General features: G+C 47.8%; 20 protein-coding genes. 8 read left to right on the top strand and 12 right to left on the bottom strand.

The window, feature by feature from the left end; translation table 11 throughout:
- The first annotated feature begins 15 nt into the window (after nucleotides 1–15).
- Nucleotides 16–1014 carry a LacI family DNA-binding transcriptional regulator gene (locus BN3795_RS11070; RefSeq protein WP_068784736.1) on the top strand — a complete coding sequence of 333 codons (999 nt, stop codon included), beginning with the start codon at nucleotides 16–18 and terminating at the stop codon, nucleotides 1012–1014.
- A 191-nt stretch (nucleotides 1015–1205) separates the two neighbouring features.
- Here BN3795_RS11070 and BN3795_RS11065 read toward each other — a convergent pair whose 3' ends face one another.
- From BN3795_RS11065 to BN3795_RS11015, 11 genes are all read right to left on the bottom strand, one after another.
- Nucleotides 1206–1571, bottom strand: coding sequence for a GntR family transcriptional regulator (locus tag BN3795_RS11065; RefSeq protein WP_068784735.1), 366 nt, complete (start codon nucleotides 1569–1571; stop codon nucleotides 1206–1208).
- The gene (locus tag BN3795_RS11060) at nucleotides 1568–2224 is read right to left on the bottom strand and encodes an ABC-2 transporter permease (protein ID WP_068784734.1); all 657 of its coding nucleotides are present in this window, start codon (nucleotides 2222–2224) and stop codon (nucleotides 1568–1570) included. Before BN3795_RS11060 ends, BN3795_RS11065 begins: the two co-directional genes overlap by 4 nt.
- Nucleotides 2217–3074, bottom strand: coding sequence for an ABC transporter ATP-binding protein (locus BN3795_RS11055; protein ID WP_068784733.1), 858 nt, complete (start codon nucleotides 3072–3074; stop codon nucleotides 2217–2219). The genes BN3795_RS11060 and BN3795_RS11055 overlap by 8 nt, the downstream gene beginning before the upstream one ends.
- Nucleotides 3075–3205: 131 nt before the next feature.
- Nucleotides 3206–4099, bottom strand: a complete 894-nt coding sequence (locus BN3795_RS11050) for a metallophosphoesterase family protein (protein WP_068784732.1) — start codon at nucleotides 4097–4099, stop codon at nucleotides 3206–3208.
- Nucleotides 4100–4124: 25 nt separating this feature from the next.
- Nucleotides 4125–7487, bottom strand: a complete 3363-nt coding sequence (locus tag BN3795_RS11045; protein WP_068784731.1) for a GH36-type glycosyl hydrolase domain-containing protein — start codon at nucleotides 7485–7487, stop codon at nucleotides 4125–4127.
- 45 nt (nucleotides 7488–7532) lie between these two features.
- Complete coding sequence (gene bglX, locus BN3795_RS11040; RefSeq protein WP_068784730.1) at nucleotides 7533–9722, bottom strand: beta-glucosidase BglX; 2190 nt, start codon at nucleotides 9720–9722, stop codon at nucleotides 7533–7535.
- 81 nt (nucleotides 9723–9803) lie between these two features.
- The gene (locus BN3795_RS11035) at nucleotides 9804–11438 is read right to left on the bottom strand and encodes a type 2 periplasmic-binding domain-containing protein (RefSeq protein WP_068784729.1); all 1635 of its coding nucleotides are present in this window, start codon (nucleotides 11436–11438) and stop codon (nucleotides 9804–9806) included.
- A gap of 66 nt (nucleotides 11439–11504) precedes the next feature.
- Nucleotides 11505–12392, bottom strand: a complete 888-nt coding sequence (locus tag BN3795_RS11030) for a carbohydrate ABC transporter permease (protein ID WP_068784728.1) — start codon at nucleotides 12390–12392, stop codon at nucleotides 11505–11507.
- A 17-nt stretch (nucleotides 12393–12409) separates the two neighbouring features.
- Nucleotides 12410–13282 carry an ABC transporter permease gene (locus BN3795_RS11025; protein ID WP_110945174.1) on the bottom strand — a complete coding sequence of 291 codons (873 nt, stop codon included), beginning with the start codon at nucleotides 13280–13282 and terminating at the stop codon, nucleotides 12410–12412.
- Nucleotides 13283–13417: 135 nt separating this feature from the next.
- Nucleotides 13418–14167, bottom strand: coding sequence for an alpha/beta hydrolase (locus BN3795_RS11020; protein WP_068784726.1), 750 nt, complete (start codon nucleotides 14165–14167; stop codon nucleotides 13418–13420).
- Between the two features lie 32 nt (nucleotides 14168–14199).
- The gene (locus BN3795_RS11015; RefSeq protein ID WP_068785355.1) at nucleotides 14200–15210 is read right to left on the bottom strand and encodes a LacI family DNA-binding transcriptional regulator; all 1011 of its coding nucleotides are present in this window, start codon (nucleotides 15208–15210) and stop codon (nucleotides 14200–14202) included.
- 383 nt (nucleotides 15211–15593) lie between these two features.
- Here BN3795_RS11015 and BN3795_RS11010 point away from each other — a divergent pair, with 383 nt between their 5' ends.
- Nucleotides 15594–16499 carry a serine hydrolase domain-containing protein gene (locus BN3795_RS11010; protein ID WP_068784725.1) on the top strand — a complete coding sequence of 302 codons (906 nt, stop codon included), beginning with the start codon at nucleotides 15594–15596 and terminating at the stop codon, nucleotides 16497–16499.
- Nucleotides 16500–16533: 34 nt separating this feature from the next.
- Nucleotides 16534–17778 (top strand): MFS transporter, encoded by a 1245-nt coding sequence (locus BN3795_RS11005; protein ID WP_068784724.1) that lies wholly within the window; start codon nucleotides 16534–16536, stop codon nucleotides 17776–17778.
- A gap of 93 nt (nucleotides 17779–17871) precedes the next feature.
- Here BN3795_RS11005 and sigK read toward each other — a convergent pair whose 3' ends face one another.
- Entirely contained in the window at nucleotides 17872–18570 is a 699-nt protein-coding gene (gene sigK, locus BN3795_RS11000) for an RNA polymerase sporulation sigma factor SigK (protein WP_059044522.1), read from the bottom strand.
- A 245-nt stretch (nucleotides 18571–18815) separates the two neighbouring features.
- On the opposite strand from sigK, the gene BN3795_RS10995 reads away from it, so the two are divergent.
- The 5 genes from BN3795_RS10995 to BN3795_RS10975 all read left to right on the top strand — a co-directional run bounded on the left by BN3795_RS10995 (nucleotide 18816) and on the right by BN3795_RS10975 (nucleotide 23270).
- Complete coding sequence (locus BN3795_RS10995; RefSeq protein WP_068784723.1) at nucleotides 18816–19742, top strand: ABC transporter ATP-binding protein; 927 nt, start codon at nucleotides 18816–18818, stop codon at nucleotides 19740–19742.
- Nucleotides 19739–20674 (top strand): ABC transporter permease, encoded by a 936-nt coding sequence (locus tag BN3795_RS10990; protein WP_068784722.1) that lies wholly within the window; start codon nucleotides 19739–19741, stop codon nucleotides 20672–20674. The genes BN3795_RS10995 and BN3795_RS10990 overlap by 4 nt, the downstream gene beginning before the upstream one ends.
- Nucleotides 20675–20744: 70 nt before the next feature.
- Nucleotides 20745–21461 carry a response regulator transcription factor gene (locus tag BN3795_RS10985; RefSeq protein WP_110945136.1) on the top strand — a complete coding sequence of 239 codons (717 nt, stop codon included), beginning with the start codon at nucleotides 20745–20747 and terminating at the stop codon, nucleotides 21459–21461.
- A complete protein-coding gene (locus BN3795_RS10980) occupies nucleotides 21458–22540 on the top strand; it encodes a sensor histidine kinase (protein ID WP_068784721.1) in 1083 nt (360 codons plus the stop codon). Before BN3795_RS10985 ends, BN3795_RS10980 begins: the two co-directional genes overlap by 4 nt.
- Before the next feature lie 55 nt (nucleotides 22541–22595).
- Nucleotides 22596–23270, top strand: coding sequence for an SOS response-associated peptidase (locus BN3795_RS10975; RefSeq protein ID WP_068784720.1), 675 nt, complete (start codon nucleotides 22596–22598; stop codon nucleotides 23268–23270).
- Nucleotides 23271–23325 lie beyond the last annotated feature (55 nt).

Raw genomic sequence — 23325 nt, 5'->3', positions numbered from 1 at the left:
AATAGAGGTTTGAACATGACGAATAAAAGGGTTACCTTGGTTCAAGTCGCCAAAGACGCGGGGGTATCGCCCGCGACGGTCTCCCATTTTCTAAACGGCAACTATCAGAAAATGGGCGTGGAGACAAAGGAGAAGATCCGTCTCTCGATCAAAAAGCTGGGGTATCAAGTCAACCCGGTGGCCAAAAGCCTGATTACCGGCAGAATGCATACCATCGGGCTTGTATTATCCGATAGTATTTATGACGGGGACGGGTATTTCGAAGACTTATACTTTCTCCACTTCGCCAAAGTCATCAAGCAGCAGCTAAAGGTCTTGGGGTATAAGATCATCCTGCTGGACTTTGAAGAAATCTTTATGAACGTCCAGATGGTCGACGGGATTATCGTCAAAGCCACGATGGAAACGGAGAAATTCATGCCCAAACTGATGAGTCTCAACGTACCGGTCATTACGGTAGGCCGTCATAATTTGCCCTACGGCGCGCATGTGCTGCGCGTCAATGACTATCAGAGCGGGCAAATCGGGGTGAACCACATATTGTCCCGCGGTTATGACAATTTGATCATTTTGACGTATCCGCACGGGCATGTTCCCGGATTCGACGACCGGCTGAACGGAGCCAGCGAGGCCCTGCAGCAGCAGGGCAGGCTGACGACGGTGTTAACGGGCGATATGACGGAGCAATTCGGATACGATACCGTGGTGAATCTGGCCCAATCCAACCAACTGCCCCAAGCGTTGTTTTGTTTGAACGACATCTCGGCCATTGGGGCATTGAAGGCTTGCAAGGATTTGGACCTGGCCGTCCCGAAACAACTCGCCGTGTTGGGCATCGACGATATGCCAACCGTTTCCGAACTGTTGAGCTTATCGACCATACGCCACCCCATCAACGAATTGGCCGAGGCCGCTTCCAAGCTGATGATCAAATCCATTGAATCCGACGGGGATCCGGTCGCTCCGGTCGAAGAAGTGTTCCCGACAGAACTGATGGTGCGGCGCACCAGCTGATTTTTTTCCGGGTTCGTGTCTTGAGTCGCCTGCACGCTGCTTTGTACGATTATCCCTTTCATTCAGGTTCTCTACTTCTGATCAAACGGGATAATCATGCAAAGCGTCCAGCCCGGGATTCCCAGGTTGGGTCAAACTTGAAAACGTGAAGCTTTCCTTGCAGGAACTAAAGAAGCCGCTGATGCGGCTTCTTAATAAACTTTCTTCAATACCTCGATCATTTCATCCAAGGATAGGCCAAACGACTTGTAGTAGTCCACCTCGTTCGCCAGTTGTTTCATCACCATTTCGTCGCGTCTGCGTTGCATCTCCTCCGGCGAGAATTCGGCCACAAAGCAGCCTTTTCCGGTGACCGTATGGATTAAGCCAAGCCGTTCCAGTTCTTCCCAAGCCTTCTTGACGGTAATGACACTGACCCGCAGCTCATGGGCGGCTTGTCTGATCGGGGGCAAACTGTAGCCGCTCTCCAGCTCCCCCTTCAGAATTTGAGCGCTGATTTGCTCGAACAGCTGTTGATAGATCGGTTTCTCCGAGGTGCTCGAAATAGCTACATTCATTGGATCTCCACTTGAAGGAATCGTTTGAGGGCAATCCGGTATCCAATAGCCGTAAGTGCCAGGAAGAGGGCGATCCCCGCGATGAGAATATAGGCCTGCTGTGCTACGTGATGCGCCTCCGTACCATAAAAGATCCCGTTCAGCCTCGAATTTTGAATCCCGAGCCATTGGGCTATTCCGGCGAACAGCGTGGCAGCCACGACAGAGGCAAGCAATGCCATGCCAAATTTATAAGCGGTTTTGTAATATATAGGGAGAAAAATAAGGTTAAAGATCGCCAGCATGGCAAAGCAGAGACCAAAGAAACCTAAATTCGGCGGGAAGAAAATATAGTTCACATCCGGATATAAGCGGAAGGTGATCATGCCAAAGACCAAGGCAACTACGATATGCGCGATTTCCAGACCTGTGATCACGAATACTCGGGCTTTGACAATGTCCCGTTTTCTGACAGGCATCATCGAGGTAAACATCAAATCATTTTGCGAACGAAATTGATTGAACATATTCGGAACGGTAATCCAGCAGAAATACAGAATCACAATAAAGTAAATCCAGCCGGGGATAAACATTAAAGCCCCAGTCAACACCGGCATGATCAAAAACAGAGGATGCACACCCAGCTTGAGATCCTTCTTGATCAAGTTAACCATGAATTTCCTCCCCCTTCTTCGTGTAATAGATCAGGATATCCTCTAGGCTTGGCGTTGTCGCTTTGATGCCGGAAGACGGATGGAAGTCTTTCGCACGAATTAACCCGGTGAAACCAAATGAATTCATTTTATAAGAAATCAATCGATCCTTCACCCGCTTCAATTCGCTCTCGGAACCATTCAACAGGAGATAAGCTTCTTTGAATTCTTCCTTCTCGCCGCTAAGAACAATTTGCCCATTCGCAATAAAGGTAATGTAATCCGCACACTTCTCCAAGTCCGAGGTAATATGCGTCGAGAACAAAATGCTGACTTCGCCGTCCACAATCAGCTCTTGAAAGATCTCCAGCAGATCGTCCCTCGAAGCCGGATCAAGCCCGCTCGTCGGTTCGTCGAGGATGAGCAGCTTCGCTCCGTGAGACAATGCAAGAGCCAGGCTGTACTTCACCTTCATGCCGGTCGACAGATCGGCGATCTTCTTATTCTCATCCAATCGGAATCTCCGCAGATAGTAGGAATACTTCTTGTCGTCCCAGTTCTGATAGAACTTTTTGATGGTCCCGGTCAACGTCTTGATTTTGCTGCGCGTATAAAAATCGATGCCTCCAAAAGTAAAACCGATGTCTTGCTTCAATTCAAGTTCGTGTTCATTCAAATTTCGCCCCAGGATATGGATTTCACCGCTGTCGACGCGAGTCATATTCAAAATCGATTTGATCGTGGTGGTTTTCCCCGCTCCGTTTACCCCGATAAAGCCCATAATAAATCCCTTCTCCAGCTGGAACGAAACATCCTTGAGCTCAAAGCTCGGAAATTTCTTGTTAATATTTCGAACATCTAAAGCCAGCATCCGCTACCTCCTCAAAAATAAATTGTGCATATCGTGTATGCACAATATAACATCGATTATGGGGAACGTCAATACTCTGCTGGATAATAAATAAGCAATCCCCTGCTGCCAGGAGATTGCTTGTTCACGTGCTAATTCACAATCGTGCCGTCATCCAAATGCAAATATGTCCTAAACTCACGTGATCCTTCTTGCAGCTCAATGATTCGGGCCCCGCGCTGCAATCGACCATAGGTGTTGTAGCCTGTTACGCGTCCATAGCATAGTTGAATGCCATGGAGCCAGCCCATAAAGTCATTATCATGATCATGCCCGCAAAAGGTAGCAAAAACATCGCCTTGATCCAGCATGGCGGTGAATAGCCCCGAATTCAGATCCGGACAGCAGACCTTCTCAAACTTGTGTCCGACGGCTCTGCCGCGGATTAACGAGGTCTCATACTCCGGAATCGGAATATGGAAGAACGCTAAGGAAGGTAATGGAGCTTCGTGCTTTTTCGTCATATGACGCGATGCCGAGAGGTACCACGCAACTTGATCGGTATGAATCCACTCATAGCCGCCGATCTCTTTCGCCGCCTCTATGCCGGAATCCAGAAAATACATCGCTAATTTCTCATCATCCTCCTTCGATCCATGGACGGTAAGCAGGAAGTTGCCCAATCCCGAAATATCTTCAGGACCCGTCTGCGTCAAGCAGGTGTCATGCTCAAGCAATATATCCAGCAGCTGCTGTCGCGTTACATTAACTTCGGCATCATGATTGCCGAAGATACTTGCGAATGGAATACCCGATTCCACCGCAGGGGAAATCGCAAGACGGAAGCTCGGAATCGGGTCCTCGCTGACGTGAGACCAGATATGATCGCCTGTATGCACAATAAAATCAGGCTTTTCTTCAGCGATCAGCCTTTTCATTAATGCAATCGTCTTCTCGTCCTTCTCCGCGCCTTCCCCGATATGAAGGTCTGTAAACTGCAAAATCTTAAAGGAACCGTCCTCGCGAAATTTCAAGGGTATACTCATGCGTTCCATCTCCTTCCCGTCTCATCTACATGTAAATTTCAATGATATTCCGGCCCGCTTGAACCAAACTTTCAAATTCGTCAGGCTGGATGCACGCGCCGCCTGCACGATAACGATTAGCGGTATATTCGAAGTGAAGCTCTTGACCATTCATCGTAATGCGCTCAATGGAATCGCGGTTGGTCAGATGATAAACAAATTCGACCTTGACGCCTTGAACCATGAAGTGAAAGCGCATATGGTTTAACGATTCCGGCAAAACCGGGTCAATAACCAGATGGCCTTCTTCTTGCCGAATCCCCAATGCATTCGAGATCAGCTGATTTATATAGATCCCCGGACCGCTGGAGTAGATTCTCCATCCGCCCTTCACGGCAACGTCTCCTGTGCGCAGCTTGTTGAACTGCTCCTGTGCATCATAACGGTTGTTAAATTTTCCGTCCGAGCTGCTGAAGTAGGAATTCGATTGACGCAGCTCCGCATTCGGAACGACTTCGCGAATCCCCACCGGATTAATCACTTCAAGGGCTTTCCACACCTGATCGCGACGGCCTAATTTCGCTGAAGCTTCGACATAGCGGATATGCGCATGAACATATTGAAGTCCAATCTCGCGGCCAAAATTGGCGGCTTGCTCCGCGCGTTTAAAATGCGTGCTCACACCGCCGGCATACTGTGCAGGACGGTTCATCAGGCGTACGCCATCAGGGCAGAGCAGCTCGCGATGAATGAGATCATAATGCGCTGCCGCTTGCTCTGGCGTGAACAGCTCACCGATCATACTGCGCGTCATCGGCAACAGGCGGTATTGAATCCCCGTTTCGCTCTCGGTCGGGTGCAGCATCGGCTTCGGTTTATCCGCATCTTCCAGATACAAGAAGCCGGGCACCACCTCGGTCTCTAGCATATAACGATTGAAGTCGCGTTGAATCCCTTCATACATTTGGGTCAATTCCGCACTTGCAGCTGCATTAACCTGACTCATTACCTGGGCGAATCTCTTTATTGTCTGGTACGTCAAAGCAACCGTCCAACTGCTCACCATGTATTTCTTCAACTGCGCATTGGCGGGCTGCAATGTATCATCCCAGTCTCCATCGCCGTAGGAGGAGAGGTACGTGTCATGCAAGAAATGCCCCTTAATATAGTCAACTTCCTTCATCGCATGCTCAAGCAATGTCGCCTGATGCGCGGTGAACTCGAAGGAGCCTTTCACAGTATACGGAATCTTTGCCTCCAGAATGCCGTAATCTTGCGTAATGGACAAGTAATCGCCAAGCACCTTCAAAGGCCATACGATAATATCGCCATGGCTCTCCTCCTGCTGAATCGTACTATAGTTATCGAACATGAACCATTGCGGCCAGTTCCCGTCGTCCTCATATTGGTGCATGAAGACGGTTAATATAATCTCGCGAACCTGTTCATATTTTCCCATCGACATGAAATACTCCACAGGACCTTGGCATACATCGCGTGTTCCCCAAGCCGCGCCGCCATATTGCTCCAGACCATGCGGCATCGAGTAGTGAACCAGCATATTATGCGTATACCACCATGCGAGCGCGTTCATCTTAAAGAGTGAACCCTCTTCCGATTGCTCCGTTAAACGGAAGCCATTCATCAAGTCGGCGAGGAACGAACGATATTTCTCAATCTCGTCCGTTGCTTCCGGCTGCTTCACTTCTTGGAGCCGGCCATCGACATTTCCTTGAATCGATAGAGTCCATTGGGAGCTGGCCGCCAACTCCAATACAGTTAACGGCGCGAGATGCGCCGGAGCTGGCGTTAACAACTTCTTCTCGTCGCATACCCTCATGGTTGTGCCTAGCACTTCAAGCCGATATTTCAATGCAGGATAGAATTTATGGCTTAATGAGGATGCATCCGCCGTGAAAATGACCGCATGGGATTCCGTCCGTTGATGGTAAGAAACCTCGAATTCATTCACGCTCATCGTGATTTGGTTCGTCACCAGACAGGAATATTCGCGCCTTTTCAACGAATGGAATTCCAACGACAATTGCGGCGCATCTGCCATGGAATAATTCGTAATGACCAATACATCGTCAGCCATTTTATAGTACCAACGCGCATAGTTAAACCCGATCTCGAACACCGACGGCATGGTTAACAAACGGTACTGACCCTCCATGCGGACATAAATACGCTGTCCGGACATCTTCGCGACATTTAATGCATTTCTTGTATTGCTCATCAGTTTATTGAAATTGGTGTTCCCGACAACGATATGCGAGTTGAACACGCCGTACATATAAGCCGTCGTAGATATTACATTGCTGTTCACCCGATCGTTGCTGCCGCTCATCAGAATGTGACCATGCGGACGCTCAACGCGCAATTCCTTCTCCTTCAGCACGACATGCTCATACGTATCCGTAAAGAAGGATAACAGCGTATCGCCCTCCCGCTCCTCCTGGCGGCGATTCGGGAATAACTGATTCAGCTCTTCTGTCGTAAAGGACTCCGTCCGTACCGGCTCACCAAGCTGCGGCGATAATGTTGCACGGACGAACTCTGTTCCCGCAACGACAGGCTCCTGCTTCACTTGTACCCAAGCGGCAGCTACTTCGGATGCGAACTCCAATTCCTGAACAGCCGAAGCATGATGGGATTGGAACAATCCGTAAAATACGAAGTTCGCTTTCCCGTTCAACGCAACGAGCTCCGATTGTAATGCCGTATACGCAAATTCATATTGATAGACTTCATTAGCAAGCGTCTTCTGCGCTAGCGCTTCCGGTTGATTCGTTTCCTTGTACGATAGACCGAAGAACTGGAAGCCATCCGTTGAATAGCCAACCGCCTTCGTTAACGAGCCCTGCTGCAGATAAGGGAACTCACCCGCCTGGGGCTGGTTCTGGCGCGAACAGACGACATACCCCTTCAGCTCATCGTTAAATACGGAATGATCCATATATTGCGACAGATAAGCTTCATTACTGCGTACAGCACTGGGAGAAGCGATCCCAACATCTTGACCGTAGATCACGTCTACCCATTTCCCTGCACCTTCCAGTTCTACTTCCCAGAACCAAATCGCTTGTGCAGTTAAGGTAAATACGACTCGATAAGAAATCCCCTCCGCTTCGCCCTGCCAAATCATCCGATGACCCACGCGGCAAACGGTTGAATTTGAACGAATGCCCAGCAGAGGAACGGCATGAATTCCTGTTTCGTCATGAATACGCAAGTACAGATTATTTAGAGAACCGTCGACGGAATGTGAAAGGAGCTGATTCATCATCGTACTTCCGGATTTCATCTCATACACATCGCCACTATACAAGAAGGAGAACGTGAGTCCGCCATTCTCAAGCACGTAATGCGGCGCGTGTATAACGCTATTGGACGCATGATTCGCCATGTTCTATCTCATCTCTTTTCCATATCTATATTGAGTCGCAGTCTGCTAAACGAACTGCGGCACCTTTTGCTTATCCAGCATAAAATCAATACTTTGGACATCCCGGCTATTCGGCCCGACAAATACTGTAAATTTGCCATTATCACTAGAAAAGGATAAGTCAGAATGCGTATATCTTAACTGCTCCTCTGTCAGAACAAATACAACTTCGCCCGTTTCCCCTGCAGCAAGTTTGATCTTGGCGAAGTCCTTCAACTCTTTCAACGGTCGGATGACCTCTCCCGACCAGTCACGGACATACAGTTGAACGACTTCTTCACCTGCTCGAGCGCCGGTGTTTGTCACGGAAACCGTCACCTTCAATAAACCTTCAGCACTCATAACTGGATTGGATAATTTCGGTTCACTATACGTAAATGTCGTGTAGCCAAGTCCATAACCAAAGGGGAGCAACGGCTCATTGGGAGCATCCAAATAACGGCTCACATAGACTTCCCCTGAGTACGGAGAGAGCAATGGACGCCCTGTATTGTACGTATTGTAATAAATCGGAATCTGACCCACGCTAACAGGGAAGGACATGCTCAGGCGTCCCGTTGGCTCCGCATCGCCATAGAGGAGTGACGCAATCGCTGCACCGCCTTCCGTGCCTGGGAACCAAACTTCTAGAAGCGCATCCGCCACATCATACACACCGCTTAAATCAAGCGGTCTGCCATTAAAGAGCACCACAACTACAGGCTTGCCAAGCCCTTTAGCCCGACGTAACAGCTCACGCTGCGCAACCGGCAACGTAATATCCGTGCGGCAACGCGCCTCACCGCTCATCAGCGATTCTTCCCCCAGCGCCAGGACAAGGACATCTGCATCCTTTACAGCCGCTTCTGCCTCTCTCCACTGCGCTTCTGTCATCTCATCGATGCCGGATCCCTCAGCCACAATAATCCGTTCGGCACCTGCACGCTGGATCATTGCGTCCATCAGGATCACCGCATCTTCCTTATCTCCCACACATGACCATTGCCCCAAGATGTCATTGCTGCTCGCAAACGGTCCGATTAAGGCGATGCGTGAACTCGCCGTTAATGGCAACACGTTATTCTCATTTTTCAAAAGTACGCTCGATTTGATCGCAGCTTGTCTGGCGATCTGACGATGCTCTTCACACAGAATAAGTTCCGCTTCCCGAACCGGATCCGCGCCGTGATAAGGGTTTTCGAATAATCCCAACCTCTGCTTTAATTGCAAAATACGAAGTACGGCCTCATCGATAAGCTGCTCTTCGATGCGACCCGCGGTCACATGAGCTGCCAAATGATGCACATAACACGGCGTCATCATTTCAATATCCAGACCTGCACGCATCGCTTTAAGCGCGGCCTCCGCCTCGTCTTCAGCTACGCCGTGAGCAATCATCTCTTTAATGGATGCCCAATCCGAGATTAGAACTCCATCAAACCCCCACTCCTCACGAAGAAGCTGACGCATCAGCTTCACATTTCCACTTGCCGGAATCCCATCCAACACGTTGAAGGAGGCCATAACCATAGCCGCCCCTTCATCCAAAGCTGCGCGATAGGACGGAAGATAACTCTCCCGAAGCTGCAGCTCCGAAAGATCAACCGTATTGTACTCACGCCCGCCTTCCACGGCACCGTAAGCAGCGAAATGCTTCACGCATGCAGCGATCCGCTCAGGATCATCCGAAAGCGCGCCGCCTTGAAATCCTCGAATAAAAGCACGTGCGTATAGACTATTTAAATACGGATCTTCCCCCGTAGACTCCATGACACGGCCCCAACGAGGATCACGCACAAGATCAACCATCGGCGCAAAAGTAACATGCAATCCGGATACGGCGGATTCCTTCGCAGCGACCCTCGCATTCTGCTCCGCTTGATCCATATCCCAAGAACAGCCCATGGCAAGTGGAATCGGAAAAATCGTCTTGAAACCATGCACCACATCCGCCATAAACAGGAGCGGAATCCCATGACGGTTATTCTTCAAATGCGCGTCCTGGACGGCCTTCACTTTTTCGGCACCCACATAGTTTAGAATCGAGCCTGCATTATGAACAACCTCTTCATTAATTCCCATCTCTTCGCGCGGCCCTGTAAACTCGCCTTCCCCTTCAGCTCCTTCAAAGAAATTAACGGTAAGCTGCTGGAGTTGAGCGATTTTTTCATCTAAAGTCATCTGACTGATGATATCGAGTAATTGCTGATTATTCATTCGAAATCCTCCAATGCACTACTACAAAAAGACCTGAAGTCCAGAGTCCATGTCCCGCACTTCAGGTCCTTTTCATTTGCCTTACTTCTTCATATTGTTAAGTTCGTCGAGAAGAGGTTGTACCAGCGTTTGTTTGCTCTCAACCCATTTTTTCCAGTTATCTTCTAAATCTCCCGGTTGCAGAATCAAGTTGGTATATTCTGTCGCATAGTCGAAGGAGGCTTGATCTTTCGCTTTAGAAGCATATAATTGGAAGTCCCAGTCATACTTCGAGTAGGCCTCATCCTTCTTGCCTAATTCAGCTTTAAGTTGATACATTTTCACTGCACGATCACGGAAATCTTTATCGATCGCTGGGTTTATAACACTAAAGTCATCACCAAGTACGTATAAACCTTCGAAGATCCCCGGATATTTCGAAGAAAGCGTGGTTCCTTCTGGCAAAATGCTCTCCATTTCATTCTGATCGTTCATTTTCCAATCCGTGCCCTCAAAGCCCATGTTTACGATTTGTTGACCTTCATGGCTTGTGGAGTAATCGATCAAATCCATGATCCGTTCAAACTTCTCCTCCGAGATGTTGGGCGAGAAAATCAAGGACGACCAGTAGTTTGGCTGTTCCAAGTTGCGATATTTGCCATCATCCCCAAGCACAAGCGCAGAATGTACAACTTCTTTACTGTCGATGTTCAAGCCGTCTTTGAAGCGTTTGTGCATATCTTGACGATAGGAAGCCAAGCCGCCAAGACCCGTGATTGCCGCTTCACCAGAAGTGGCAAACTTCTGACCCGTCTCCCCGTTTTTATACGTATAGAATTCTGGAGACAATAATTTTTCTTTGTAGGCTTGTTGCAGATCTTTCAAGCCGGTCAATGTATCTGGATCCGCAGGCCCCCATACATACTTGCCGCTTGCATCTTTGTAGAATGCAGATTCCACACGGGAATGCGCAGCGTTCGCCATAATAATCTCCGTCAAGGCATCTCCGGCATCGAATGCGATCGGAACGAGCTTGGAGCCCACTTTACCTGGATCTTTCTCTTTCACTAGACGAGCGAAATCGAACAACTCTTGTACGGTGTAAGCATCCTTCAATGGGAAGCCAACGGCCTTCGCCCAATCGCTGCGCAGGGCAATAACGCCAATTTGGTTCATCAATGGATCAGCCGGCTTGTTCTCGAAGTAGACGGGCTTAGGCAAAATATAAGTACCGCCGAACTGCTCCTCCAAACGGTCACCTAGACCTGTTGATTCATACGCCTTTGCAACATTCGGCCATCGCGTTTTCCAATCATCCGGGAATTTGTACAGCATCCCTTGATCTACATACTTCGCTGCATCCCCCTGGTTATAGTTCCAGGAAGCTACATCCGGCAAGTCATCGGAAACAATCCAGAGACGCAATTTCTCATCCCAGTTATCCCAAGGCACGTAGTTGTAATCCCATTTAATATTGTATTTATCTGTCCACCATTTGTGGAAAGGATTATCCAGCGCGCCATCCTTCAACTCCGTAAGCGAAGCAATCGAAATGGTAAGTGGTTTGTCGTAGTTTTTCTCTCCTGTTGCTCCCGAATCCGTGGATGTCGAGGTGCCGGAGTCTTTACTGTCACTTGCCTCTTGCTTACTACCACATGCGGCTAATGATGCAACGAGTGTAAGGCAGAATAACATAACAAGAATTCTTTTTGCCGTGCTGTTTTTCGTCGAGTTCATCTGTATCCCCCTTAGGATTTAGTGAGAATTGCGTAAAACACCGTGTTGCGATATGACTATCATGATCTAGGTCTTAATAGCCCCAGTCATAACCCCTTTGGAGAAGTGCTTCTGCAACATTGGGAAGAAGCACATAATCGGCACCATGGTGACGAATACGGCCGACATTTTCATCCCTGTCGAGAAGGTATCCTTCGTGACAGCCCCCATACTGGTTGCATTCGCTGAACTTGTCTGAGATTCCACGATAATACTGCGGAGTACGTTTTGTAGAGGCATCTGATCCGCCTTCCGCAGGAAGACCATCGCATCATACCAGCTATTCCAAATCCCTACGCCATAAAATAATGTAATGGTTGCTAGAATCGGCGCAGATAGCGGCAAAATCACTCTAAACAAAATCTTCCATTCCCCGGCACCGTCGATACGGGCGGATTCCATCAACGCTTCCGGCAAACCGTAGAAGTAGTTCATCATAAGAATCATATTGAAGGCGCTGAACGAACCCGCCAGAACAACAGCCCATATGGTCCCTGTAAGCGATAAAGACTTCATGACCAGATAAAGAGGGACAATTCCTCCATTGAAAATCATCGTAAACAGAACAAGCATCATGATCAGCTTCTTGCCTGGAAACGTCCTGCGGCTCAAACCATACGCCATACTCGTCGTTAAGAACATGCTGATCGGTAAGCCGAGCAGAAGCAATTTGAACGTATTCAAGTAACCCGTAATAATGCGTCCATCCGCAAATAGCATACTGTAGTTCTTTAAGGTAGGATGCTTAGGGAACAGCATTAACGGATTGCTTGCATACTCCTTCTGGGTCGAGAACGAGATCATGATCACATTCCAGAACGGAATAATAATCGCCAGCCCGCAAATGGTAAGAATGGCGAAAATGACGTAATCCAGGGTGGTGTACTTCTTCTTTTTCCTAAGTTCATGTGCCACTTCTTAACCCCTCCTTTCTAACGGAACAAACCATCTCCGCCTAGTAACTTCGCGGCCCTATCTGCTGCTAGAAGCAGAACCATGTTGATCACAGACCGGAACAAGCTGACTGCGGTTGAGAATGAGAAATCAGTTGAAGACTGGAAGGTAATTCGATAGATGTACACATCGAGTACCTCGGAAGCATTCTTCGTCGCCGCATTCGCCAAGTTGAAAATTTGGTCGAAACCGGAAGACATCAACCCGCCTGCAGCAAGGATAAACATGATCGTTATCGTCGGCATAATATTCGGCAACGTAATCTTAAACATCTGTTGAAGTCGGGTAGCCCCATCGATTTGTGCTGATTCATATTGGTCCATATCAATCCCGGAGATCGCAGCCAGATAAATAATGGCTCCCCATCCGGTCGATTTCCATATGTCTGAAATAATTAACAAGGGCAGAAACATCTTCTCTGATCCCAAGAAATTAATTGTATGAAACCCAAGCATCGTCAAAATACTATTAACAAAACCGTCATACGCTAACAGATTGATTACGATCCCCGAAACTACAATCCACGAGAGAAACTGCGGAAACGTAAATACCGTTTGCAGCATTTTGTTGTAGCGTTTCATTCGCAATTCATTGAGTAATAAGGCGAGTAAGATGGGAAACGGGAACGTAATAGCCATCTTAATCACATTAACGTAAATCGTCCTCCATACCGCGGCACTAAAAGCCGGATCGCGGAAAACGTATTTGAAATTTTCGAAGCCAATCCATGGACTTCCCCAAATGCCTAAGTTCGCTTTAAATTCTTTAAACGCCAGTGACAAGCCGCCCATCGGCATGTATGCGAACAGGAATAACCAAACCAATCCTGGAATCAACAAGGTATACACCATCCGGTTCTTCCAGATGTTCCTGAACAGCGCTCGCGTTGCCGATTCCGATCTTTTAACAGGTACCACTGCAGCATCCGATTTCAATGTACATCCCCTCACCCTGGTTGAGTCAGATCTCGAGCATCCAATCTCGGATTACCCAAAGAGAAACTCAAATGTTGTCTTTAAATGTTGTTCCCAGAATCGCCAATCATGCGTTCCAGGCGTCTCAACGTATCGATAATGGAATGCCGTCGTACTCATATATTGTGCAAACTCCCGATTCATCTGAACGAACGGATCCTCTGCACCACAGCATGCAAGTAGAGAAGGCCGCTTCCCGCCATCTTGCAGAAGCTTGACTGCCAATGCATAGAGATCATCTCGCGGTTCAACTTGAAGCTGCTCACCGAAAACCCCTTGCATCTCTCGAATTCCTTCAGGAGTCATTGCCGGGTCCCGCAATCGCCTTTGAATATCGGTCACACCGGATAGTGATACCGCTTTGCGATAACGCTCCGGATAGGTTAAGGCACATTTCAAGGCGCCATAACCTCCCATCGAGAGCCCGGCCACAAACGTCTTCTCCGGATCCGTATTGAACTTCAGGACTCGACTGCACAAGTCGGGCAGCTCCTGGGTTACATACGTGAAGTAATCCAAACCATACGACATATCCGTGTAATAACTGCGATTTACTCCTGGCATAATCACGGTACATCCATACTGTGCGGCATATTGCTCGATCGTCGTCAGTCGATGCCAGGTGCTGGCATTATCTCCTGCGCCGTGTAATAGATAAAGCGTTCCATTATTTTGACGCCCCGCATCAAACGGTGAAATGACGTGAATGCTGGTTGTCATGCGCAAGGTGGGAGAACCTGTTTCGATGGTTAACAAAGCCACAGTAGATCCCCTCCTTCCTTCGCATGATCAGGCTAGTTCATTTTCTTGCAGGAACCCCGTTTGGCAAGCTTTGATTCAAACACGATGTGTTTGTTTTCGGATTGGCGGTTCATCAAATCAAACAAAATTTCCACGCTCTTGCTTGCCATCTCAACACCCGGTTGAATAATGGTATCCAGCGCGGGATGGTAATACTCCGCCATCTCAATCCCGTCAAACCCGATGATGGATACATTATCCGGAATGGACAAGCCTGCGGTGAGCAACGCCTTCGCCGACCCAATCGCAATGGCGTCCGACGCGGCAAAAATAGCTGTAAAACCTTTCTGCTTATTCAATAAACGCTTCGTTGCCGCAAATCCCGAGCTTGGACTATATTCGCAATCCTCAATTAATGCAGGATCGAACTCAATTCCATGCTCCTCCAATGCCTGCTTATACCCAATAAAACGTTTGTTCCCTGTCGTGTTCTCGAACAACGGGTATCTGGCCAGGAAACAAATCTTCTTGTGGCCCAGCGAGATCAGGTAGCTCGTCGCCTTGTAAGCTTCTAATACATCATCAATGATGACGCTGGAGAAGAGGCTGGGATCTACGTCCTGATTCGTCGTAATCGTCGTCAATACGAAAGGAATCGATAACTGTCTGAATTTTTCTGCCGAGTGATCATAGGTCCCCCCGAAGAAGATCACCCCCTGCAAGTTCTTCTCCTTGACGAGCTGTGCTGCAACGCTGATCTCATCGCTCCCGTCCTCCACATGCTGGATCAGGAGAGGATATCCTCTCAAGTTCACTTGCTTCTCCACTTCGCGAATCATATTCGAGAAGAAGGGATTGGCGATCCCTTTAACCATCAGCCCGATCGTCTTTGACTGCGGAGATTTGAGATTGCGAGCATTGCGGTTGACGACATAATTATGCTCTTTCACCACCGCCATAACCTTGGCGCGGGTCTCCTCACTCACGAATCCTGAATTATTCAGAACTCGAGATACGGTTGAAATGCCCACACCGGATAACCTTGCAATATCTTTAATATTCATTTGGTTGATTCGTACCCCCATTTGTACTTCCTTATAGAAAACCATGAAAATGATGAGGAAACGATTCCACAATCCTCATAATCATTCTGTTTTTCTTGCTGAATCCGTTTGCAAAAACAATATTACTCCTCTTATCGCGTTACAGTCAACACTTAATATTTTAAATATCCAAAGAGGTTATGCAGAATTATAACAAAAAAATCTATTTTTAACATATGATAGTATGTTTTTATGAATTCAATCGTGATATATGTTTTGGTTTTTGGGAAATTATTGGTGTATACTGATCAAGGAACGAAAAATGAAACTTTTATGTGGAAACGTTTCTATGACTGTTACATAAGGGATCTGCACGCTTTCACCCATTTGTGAGGAGGAATTTCATGCTGCCGCTTAACGACCTCATAATACGCATTCAAGCGCAACAATTGAATATTTCTAACATCCTTATTCGGCAACACGGGGTTCCCGTGGGCCGTCTTGAATTCTCGAAAGATCAACGCCGTCTACAGCACTCCGTTAGTAAATCTTTCACGTGTATCGCCATTGGCATGGCCATTCACGAAGGTAAGCTATCCTTGAGTACGAAGCTTGGCGATGTATTCCCGGAATACAAAGCTTTGCCTCGGGATGAGTGCACCCATTTCGCAGAAGAAATAACCCTGCTTCATCTCCTCACGATGTCATCGGGGCATGATACAGGTCCATTATCCTATGAAGAACGTGCGCATCTCACAGAAAGGGATTGGGTAAAGCATTACATGTCGCTCCCTTTAGACCATGCACCTGGAGCGCGTTTTATTTATAGCAGCGGCGACACCTTTATGTTATCGGCTGTTTTGCAGGCTGCCACAGGCGAAACGGTGCGCGACTATTTAATGCCTCGGTTGTTCGAGCCGCTTGACATGCAGGATATTCAATGGGACACCTGTCCATTAGGCCGAACGCTTGGATGCACTGGATTATACATCAGCACAGAGGAATTAAGCCGCTTCGGGCAATTTCTGTTACAACAAGGGGCGTGGAATGGACAACAACTTGTTCCAGCGAACTGGATCAGCTTCGTGACAAGCAAGAAGATGGATACCGCCGGAAGCGCGGATTGGAATCAAGGGTATGGCGCACAATTCTGGAGATGCACTCACGATGCCTTTCGGGCGGACGGCATGTATGGTCAATTCTGTATTGTTATCCCTCATCACCAAGCAGTTATTGCCGTCAACAGCCACGAGGAACGTATGCAGGAGATCTTAGACGTAATCTGGTCTGAAATATATCCATTGCTGTAGTTTGCAGCGAATTCAATCATAGGGAGTACTCATCATGGTTAGAATCAAAGCAGCGAATCAAACCTTCTTAACGATCAGCATGTTATGCTGCCTCGTATATTTCACAAGCTATATGACCCGACTTAACTTCACAGTAGCCATCTCAGAAATTACGCATTCCCTAGGCGTATCCAACAAGGCAGCGGGTATGGCCATCGTTGGCAGCTCCATCATCTATGGCATTTGTCAACCGATTTTCGGCATATTAGGCGACAAATTTAAACCGAGACTTATGATTTTGATCGGTTTATTCGGAACCTCATTATGTAATTTCATCGTCTCATCGATGAGTCGGATTGATCTGATGACCATTCTATGGTGTATCAACGGCGTGTTCCAAGCGATGCTCTGGCCACCGCTCGTACGGGTGATGTCTCAAACGTTATCCTATACGGATTATCGAAAAGCCAACGTCTATGTCGCCTCTTCGGCTTCCATAGGAACCATCGTTTCTTACGTGCTTGCCCCTTTCTGTATTTGGATAGCGAACTGGCGCCTAACCTTTATCATTCCCGGAATTCTGGGGATCGTTACTGCTTTGATTTGGTTCACAAGCATGAAGCGTTTTACATTGCAGCAGACAACCGTGACCCCAAAGAAAACCAATACATCTACGCAAACTTTGAAGACAAGCACCTTGCTCCTTACATCAGGCTTACTACCGATCATGCTGGTCGTCATCCTTCAAGGTGCATTACGGGACGGAATTACAACATGGGTGCCTACCTACGTGAACGATATTTTCAACTACAGCACCTCCATTTCGATATTAAGCACTGCTGTGCTCCCCCTATTTACGATATTGAGTGTCGCGACTGCCGCAAGAATTCATCGATGGCTGAACAATGAATTACTGGTTTCTTCTTGGCTATGGGGACTCGCGTGTCTGTCCGCCGCACTGCTTGCAGGCTTGTTTACAACGAGCGCAGGATTTTCGATTCTGCTCATGGCTCTCATTACGGGATGTATGCACGGGATCAATTTAATGCTTATCAACCAACTGCCGTTATACTTCGCCAAATTCAATCGGGCCTCCACGATTTCCGGCATTCTGAATGCATTTACTTACGTAGGAAGCGCCATTTCTGTTTACGGGATCGCCGTATTAAGCGAACATTCAGGTTGGAAAATCACGATGATAACCTGGGGCATCCTCAGCTTGGCAGGTTTGGTCATATGCATCGCCTGTATGCGAAAATGGGGGCATTTTATACGGACTGAATTGCAACAAGCAGCTTAATGGTTGAGTCATGAATTTAAAAAGGCTCGCCTTATCGGCGAGCCTTGGCAACAGGTCGAGCCTGCTTCAGTCTAGCTATAGTGTTGCTGACCCTTACTTTTTCTTATAAAACTCATGATACAGCTTCATGAGCGCTCTTTTCTCGATTCGCGACACGTAACTCCGGCTGATGCCGAGCTCCTTGGCGATTTCGCGCTGGGTCCGTTCTTCTCCCCCATGCTCCAGCCCAAACCGCCCTTTGATCACTTCCTGCTCCCGCGCGTCCAGAATGTCCAGGTTACGATAGATTTTGCTCTTCTCCATCTTGAGCTGGACCCGGTCCACCACATCATCTGCTTCCGTCCCCAAAATATCAATTAAGGTGATTTCATTGCCTTCTTTATCCGTTCCGATCGGATCATGCAGTGATACGTCCTTGCGCGTTTTCTTCAGCGATCTCAGATGCATGAGGATTTCGTTTTCAATGCAGCGGGCTGCAAAGGTCGCCAGCTTCGTCCCCTTATTCGGCCGGAAACTCTCGATGGCTTTGATCAAACCGATGGTCCCGATCGAGATCAGGTCCTCCAGATCCTCGCCGGTGTTATCGAATTTCTTCACGATATGCGCCACCAGCCGCAAGTTATGCTCGATCAGAATATTGCGGGACACCGCGTCCCCTTCCGCCATTCGCTGCAGGTGCTTCGTTTCCTCCTCTTCGGTCAGGGGCTGTGGAAACGCATTATTTTTCACATACGATACGAGCAAAGTCAGCTGTTTAATGAACAAAGCAATTGCGGTAAACAATCCAGGCAAAGATGACACCTCCTGCTGATTCACATCACAATGAATACAACCTCGCTTCATTTTGGGTCATTTCATTGTATGTGGGCGGAGGCCTAGGCGTGCCTGTACAGCGAGAAAAGAAAATGAATCCAGGTTGGATCTACAAAGTTTGCGACAGGTTTGTTCCCTATTTACCTTCCGTTTACTTTTGCTTTTTATAATTGGCTTGAAATCGCAGGAAAGGGTTTTAAACCCGATAGAAAGGAAATGAATTTATGAATCAGACACCGGTAGTACAGCTTCGGCACGCAACGAAAAGAATCGGAAAAAAGACGATCGTGGACGATCTGTCGTTCGATATTCCGGCCGGAGAGGTATTTGGTTTCTTAGGCCCCAACGGAGCGGGGAAAACGACCACCATTCGCATGATGGTAGGTTTGATCAAGATCACTCGGGGAGATATTCTCATTAAGGGACACAGTATTACCAAAGACTTCAACAAGGCGATTCGGAATGTAGGAGCCATTGTTGAGAATCCGGATTTGTACAAATACATGACAGGGGATCAAAATTTAAAGCATTATGCACGGATGATTCCCGGCGTAACCAAAGCCCGTATTGAAGAGATTGTAGAAATCGTTGGACTAAAGGACAAGATTTACGACAAAGTGAAGACCTATTCCCTTGGCATGAGGCAACGGCTGGGAATTGCTCAAGCCCTTCTGCACCGTCCGTCTCTTCTTATATTGGATGAGCCGACGAACGGGCTTGATCCCGCCGGGATTCACGAATTGCGGAACTACTTAAAGAGACTTGCTCATGAAGAAGGCGTTGCTGTTTTCGTTTCAAGCCATTTACTGTCCGAAATGGAATTAATGTGTGATCGAGTGGGTGTTCTGCAAAACGGAAGGCTGGTCCGTATCCAAAGCATACGAGACTTTGTCCATAATAGCGGAAGTTCTCATGTTTGCATCACCGTTGAACCTTCCCAAATCGAACAGGCAAAAAATCTGTTAGCCGCTTTAAATAAGACAGCTTTGCCGGCTGGACAGCCGGGGCAGTTGTTGATTCCGTTGAACCGAGATGAAATACCAACCGTCAATAAGCTCCTCTTGCAAGCGGGTATTCAGGTATACGGCATTCAAGTGCAGGAGCAGACCTTGGAAGATAAATTTTTGGAGATAACGGAGGGGGAAAAATGATCGGATTGGTTGCCAACGAAAGCATGAAAATATATAGCCGGAAATTAACATGGATTCTTTTGATCTTACTGTTTGTCATCACTATAAGCTCTTCGATCTTAGGCAAAATCAACAACACGAATTCCCCGGATTGGCGGGCTGAAACAACACAACTCGTTCAGCAGTATGAAGAACGTTTGAAAATTACGGAGTTATCTCCTACGTTACGTGCCGATGCGGAAAATAAGTTGAAGATTGCGAAGTATCGCTTGGAACACGACTTTCCGGCCCCCTCTGATAATCCGTGGTCAGCGTTGCTCACTTTTTCCGGCTTAATCGAAATGGTCATCGTGTTCGCAATCATCATGGCTGCGGATATGGTAGCCGGGGAATATACGACCGGAACGATGAAACTCTTGCTGATCCGCCCGCACAGCCGCGCTAAAATTCTGTTTTCCAAATATATTGCGGTGTCTCTGTTCGCCATCGTTATGCTGACGCTCCTGGTCGTATGCGGTTATGCCGCAAATGCTTTGTTTTATGGATGGGGCAACATCCACATGACTGATTTATTTTTGAACCCGCAGGGACAAGTTGTACAGTTGAATGTTTTAATGCAGATCATAAAAATGTACGGCTTAAGTATTTTCCCTGTCATGGGCTACGTCACCCTGGCTTTCGCAGTATCCACGGTTCTGCGCAACAGTGCCTTGGCGCTGGGAATCTCGTTGTTTATTATGATCGTGGGCAATTCCATGATTGAAGCGACAGCCAAAATGAAATGGTTAAAGTTCCTTCCTTTTGCCAACAGCGACATAAGCCTGTACATTTTCCACCTACCGGCTAGACCCGAAATGACGCTGAACTTTTCCATCGCCGTGTTGCTTGCATACATCGCTGTACTGACACTTCTAAGCTGGTACGTATTCAAGAAACGCGACGTATCGATTTAGTGGTCATGTAATCCATTTCGTTAGATAATAGAATATTGAGATCACCCTGGCAAGAGAGGAGGAAGGAAGGTTGCGCTTACAAAAGATACTCATCATCGATGACGAACCCGGCATTGTCAAGATGCTTGAAACCATCCTTCGCAAGGAAGGGTATACGGCCATCAGCAGTGCTTTTACGGGTCAGGAAGCCTTGGAGAAAATAAGCCATCATCCGTACGACCTAATTGTATTGGATGTCATGTTACCCGATATGGACGGATTCCAATTGTGTCAGGAAATCCGCCGGTATACCGCCGTCCCTATTCTATTTTTGACTGCCCGCTCCAGTGATTTGGATAAATTAACCGGACTTGGGATTGGAGGGGACGATTATATAACAAAGCCATTTAATCCCTTGGAAGTAGCCGCACGTATCCATGTCCAGTTTCGAAGGCTGGAACAATATCAAGGAACTGCGCCGTCAACGGAGATTTATCGTTTCGGTTCTGTTGTCATTGATAAAAAGGCTGCTGCATTATGGGTAAATGGAGAGGAAATTCCTTGTCCGGCTAAAGAATTTGAGCTTCTTCTGTTTTTCGCCGGCCACCCTAATCAGATATTTACCGCAGGGCAATTGTACGAGCATGTATGGGGCTATGACAGCATTGGAGACGAGAAGACGGTGGCCATTCATATCATGCGCCTGCGCAAAAAAATCGAGCAAGACGCAAAACAGCCCTCTTGGATCGTTACTCTAAGAGGGATTGGTTACAAGTTTGTCCCTCCCAAACAAGGTGACTTGATATGAAAGTAAATTTTACAAATGGCAAGTTGGTCGTCCGTTTTACATTGAATTTTATCATACATCAGATCCTGCTGTTCTTGACCGTCTCGTTGCCTGCTGTTTTCTATATTGTCGTGCTGAGGCAGCCGGAGAAGCTCTTCTTCGTTAACCTAACAACGGGAATCATTATTTTGGCTTACTTTCTGTATTGTTTGTTTTATGGTTATTATGTTGCGCGGCCGATGGCTGATATTTTAATGAAAATCAAAAAGTTATCAAATGGGGAATATCTGGCCCTTGACAGGAAAAAGCGCTTTTTCTCTCTTTCTAGCCGACTTTACAGGGAGGTCTACGCCAATCTTGAATCTCTTTCCCTGACCTTGCAGGACAATGAGCGTAAACGGCAAGAGTTTGAACAATTAAGACAGGAATGGGCGGCGGGCGTTACCCATGATCTGAAAACCCCTTTGTCTTATATCACGGGTTATACGGACATGCTTTTATCGGGTGAACATGAGTGGAGCCAAAACGAGAAAAACGAGTTTTTACAATTGATTCGAGATAAAGCCAACTATATGGAAGAACTTATCAATGACCTTGGAATCGCTTTTCAGATGGACCAGTCCATTGGTTTTAAGTTTTCCCCACAAAGGATCGAGTTGGTGGAGTTAATTCGCCGAACGGTTGCTGAAGCAGCGAATATGCCTCCGGATAAGGCAAACCACTTTGAAATATGGGGCGGGGAGAACCCCTTTTATGTAGAGGGGGATGCCGTACTGCTGAAAAGAGCCTTTTCAAACCTATTAGTCAATGCCGTTGTTCATAATCCAGCAGGTACATCCATTATTGTGCACATCCAAGGGAGCTCTCATATCCAAGTACAGATTACAGACAATGGAAAAGGAATGGATGAACAAAGCATCGCCTATCTGTTTGAGAGGTATTACCGGGGGACTTCAACGGATACTCCTGCAGGCGGCACTGGATTAGGAATGGCGATTGTGAAGCAGATCGTCACCGCGCATCAAGGAACCATCGATGTCAAAAGTAAAGTAGGCCATGGCACTTCGGTCACCGTTCAACTGCCTAGCAGTCAAGCATGATTTTCCTCCTTTAGCAAATACTACAGGACAACTGAGTAAAGGAGGCAAAACTTTCATGTGTCAACGGTTTTCGATGGCGGCCGAGTTGCCGGAGGTTCAGGAGCATTTTCAAATCGGGCGAGTGATGAGTTATTACAAGAACCGCTTCAACATCAGCCCTACGCAGCCCACACCGGTTGTGCTTCAGCAAGACGGGGAGCGGGTGCTCGACGAGTTCCGCTGGGGGTTCGTTCCTTATTGGGGCAAAGATGCGGTTAACGCCGATCTCCGCAATGTCCACCAGAATCCGACTTATCGCCGGATCATCAGCACGCAGCGGTGCGTCATCCCCTGCAACGGCTTCTATTATTGGAAGAAGGAAGGTAAGAAAGAGTACCCCGTTCGGGTGGTTTTGAAAAACCGCGGCATGTTCGGCGTGGCCGGCCTGTATGAAATTTGGCGGGATACGCGCGGCGAGCCGCTTCGCACCTGCACCCTCGTCATGACGGACGCCAATCCGCTGATCGGAGAATTTGAGCGCCGCATGCCGGCGATTTTGTCCCCCGAGGACATGACCCGGTGGCTGGACGAAGAGATCAATGATCTCGACTCGCTGGACCCGATCCTGCGACCGCATGCGGCGGAAGAAATGCAGGCCTACGCGGTAACGCCGCTGATCGACAACAACCGGTACGACACCGACGAATGCATCCGTGAGATGGATTTGCAGCTGGCTTGGGTGAAGCGTTGAGACTTGGAAAAGGTAAAAAAAGGCTCTTGGACACCCGTCCAAGAGCTTTTGTATT

The organism is Paenibacillus phocaeensis, from assembly GCF_900021165.1.
Classification (GTDB): Bacteria; Bacillota; Bacilli; order Paenibacillales; family Paenibacillaceae; genus Fontibacillus; species Fontibacillus phocaensis.
The sequence above is the reverse complement of the archived record's forward strand: the minus strand, read 5'-3'. Positions and strand labels throughout refer to the sequence as shown.

Bases quoted from the DNA above. Each gene is read 5' to 3' on its own strand.
- BN3795_RS11070 (WP_068784736.1), top strand. From the start codon at position 16: ATGACGAATAAAAGGGTTACCTTGGTTCAAGTCGCCAAAGACGCGGGG.
- BN3795_RS11065 (WP_068784735.1), bottom strand. From the start codon at position 1,571: ATGAATGTAGCTATTTCGAGCACCTCGGAGAAACCGATCTATCAACAG.
- BN3795_RS11060 (WP_068784734.1), bottom strand. From the start codon at position 2,224: ATGGTTAACTTGATCAAGAAGGATCTCAAGCTGGGTGTGCATCCTCTG.
- BN3795_RS11055 (WP_068784733.1), bottom strand. From the start codon at position 3,074: ATGCTGGCTTTAGATGTTCGAAATATTAACAAGAAATTTCCGAGCTTT.
- BN3795_RS11050 (WP_068784732.1), bottom strand. From the start codon at position 4,099: ATGAGTATACCCTTGAAATTTCGCGAGGACGGTTCCTTTAAGATTTTG.
- BN3795_RS11045 (WP_068784731.1), bottom strand. From the start codon at position 7,487: ATGGCGAATCATGCGTCCAATAGCGTTATACACGCGCCGCATTACGTG.
- bglX (WP_068784730.1), bottom strand. From the start codon at position 9,722: ATGAATAATCAGCAATTACTCGATATCATCAGTCAGATGACTTTAGAT.
- BN3795_RS11035 (WP_068784729.1), bottom strand. From the start codon at position 11,438: ATGAACTCGACGAAAAACAGCACGGCAAAAAGAATTCTTGTTATGTTA.
- BN3795_RS11025 (WP_110945174.1), bottom strand. From the start codon at position 13,282: ATGGTGTATACCTTGTTGATTCCAGGATTGGTTTGGTTATTCCTGTTC.
- BN3795_RS11015 (WP_068785355.1), bottom strand. From the start codon at position 15,210: ATGAATATTAAAGATATTGCAAGGTTATCCGGTGTGGGCATTTCAACC.
- BN3795_RS11010 (WP_068784725.1), top strand. From the start codon at position 15,594: ATGCTGCCGCTTAACGACCTCATAATACGCATTCAAGCGCAACAATTG.
- BN3795_RS11005 (WP_068784724.1), top strand. From the start codon at position 16,534: ATGGTTAGAATCAAAGCAGCGAATCAAACCTTCTTAACGATCAGCATG.
- BN3795_RS10995 (WP_068784723.1), top strand. From the start codon at position 18,816: ATGAATCAGACACCGGTAGTACAGCTTCGGCACGCAACGAAAAGAATC.
- BN3795_RS10990 (WP_068784722.1), top strand. From the start codon at position 19,739: ATGATCGGATTGGTTGCCAACGAAAGCATGAAAATATATAGCCGGAAA.
- BN3795_RS10980 (WP_068784721.1), top strand. From the start codon at position 21,458: ATGAAAGTAAATTTTACAAATGGCAAGTTGGTCGTCCGTTTTACATTG.
- BN3795_RS10975 (WP_068784720.1), top strand. From the start codon at position 22,596: ATGTGTCAACGGTTTTCGATGGCGGCCGAGTTGCCGGAGGTTCAGGAG.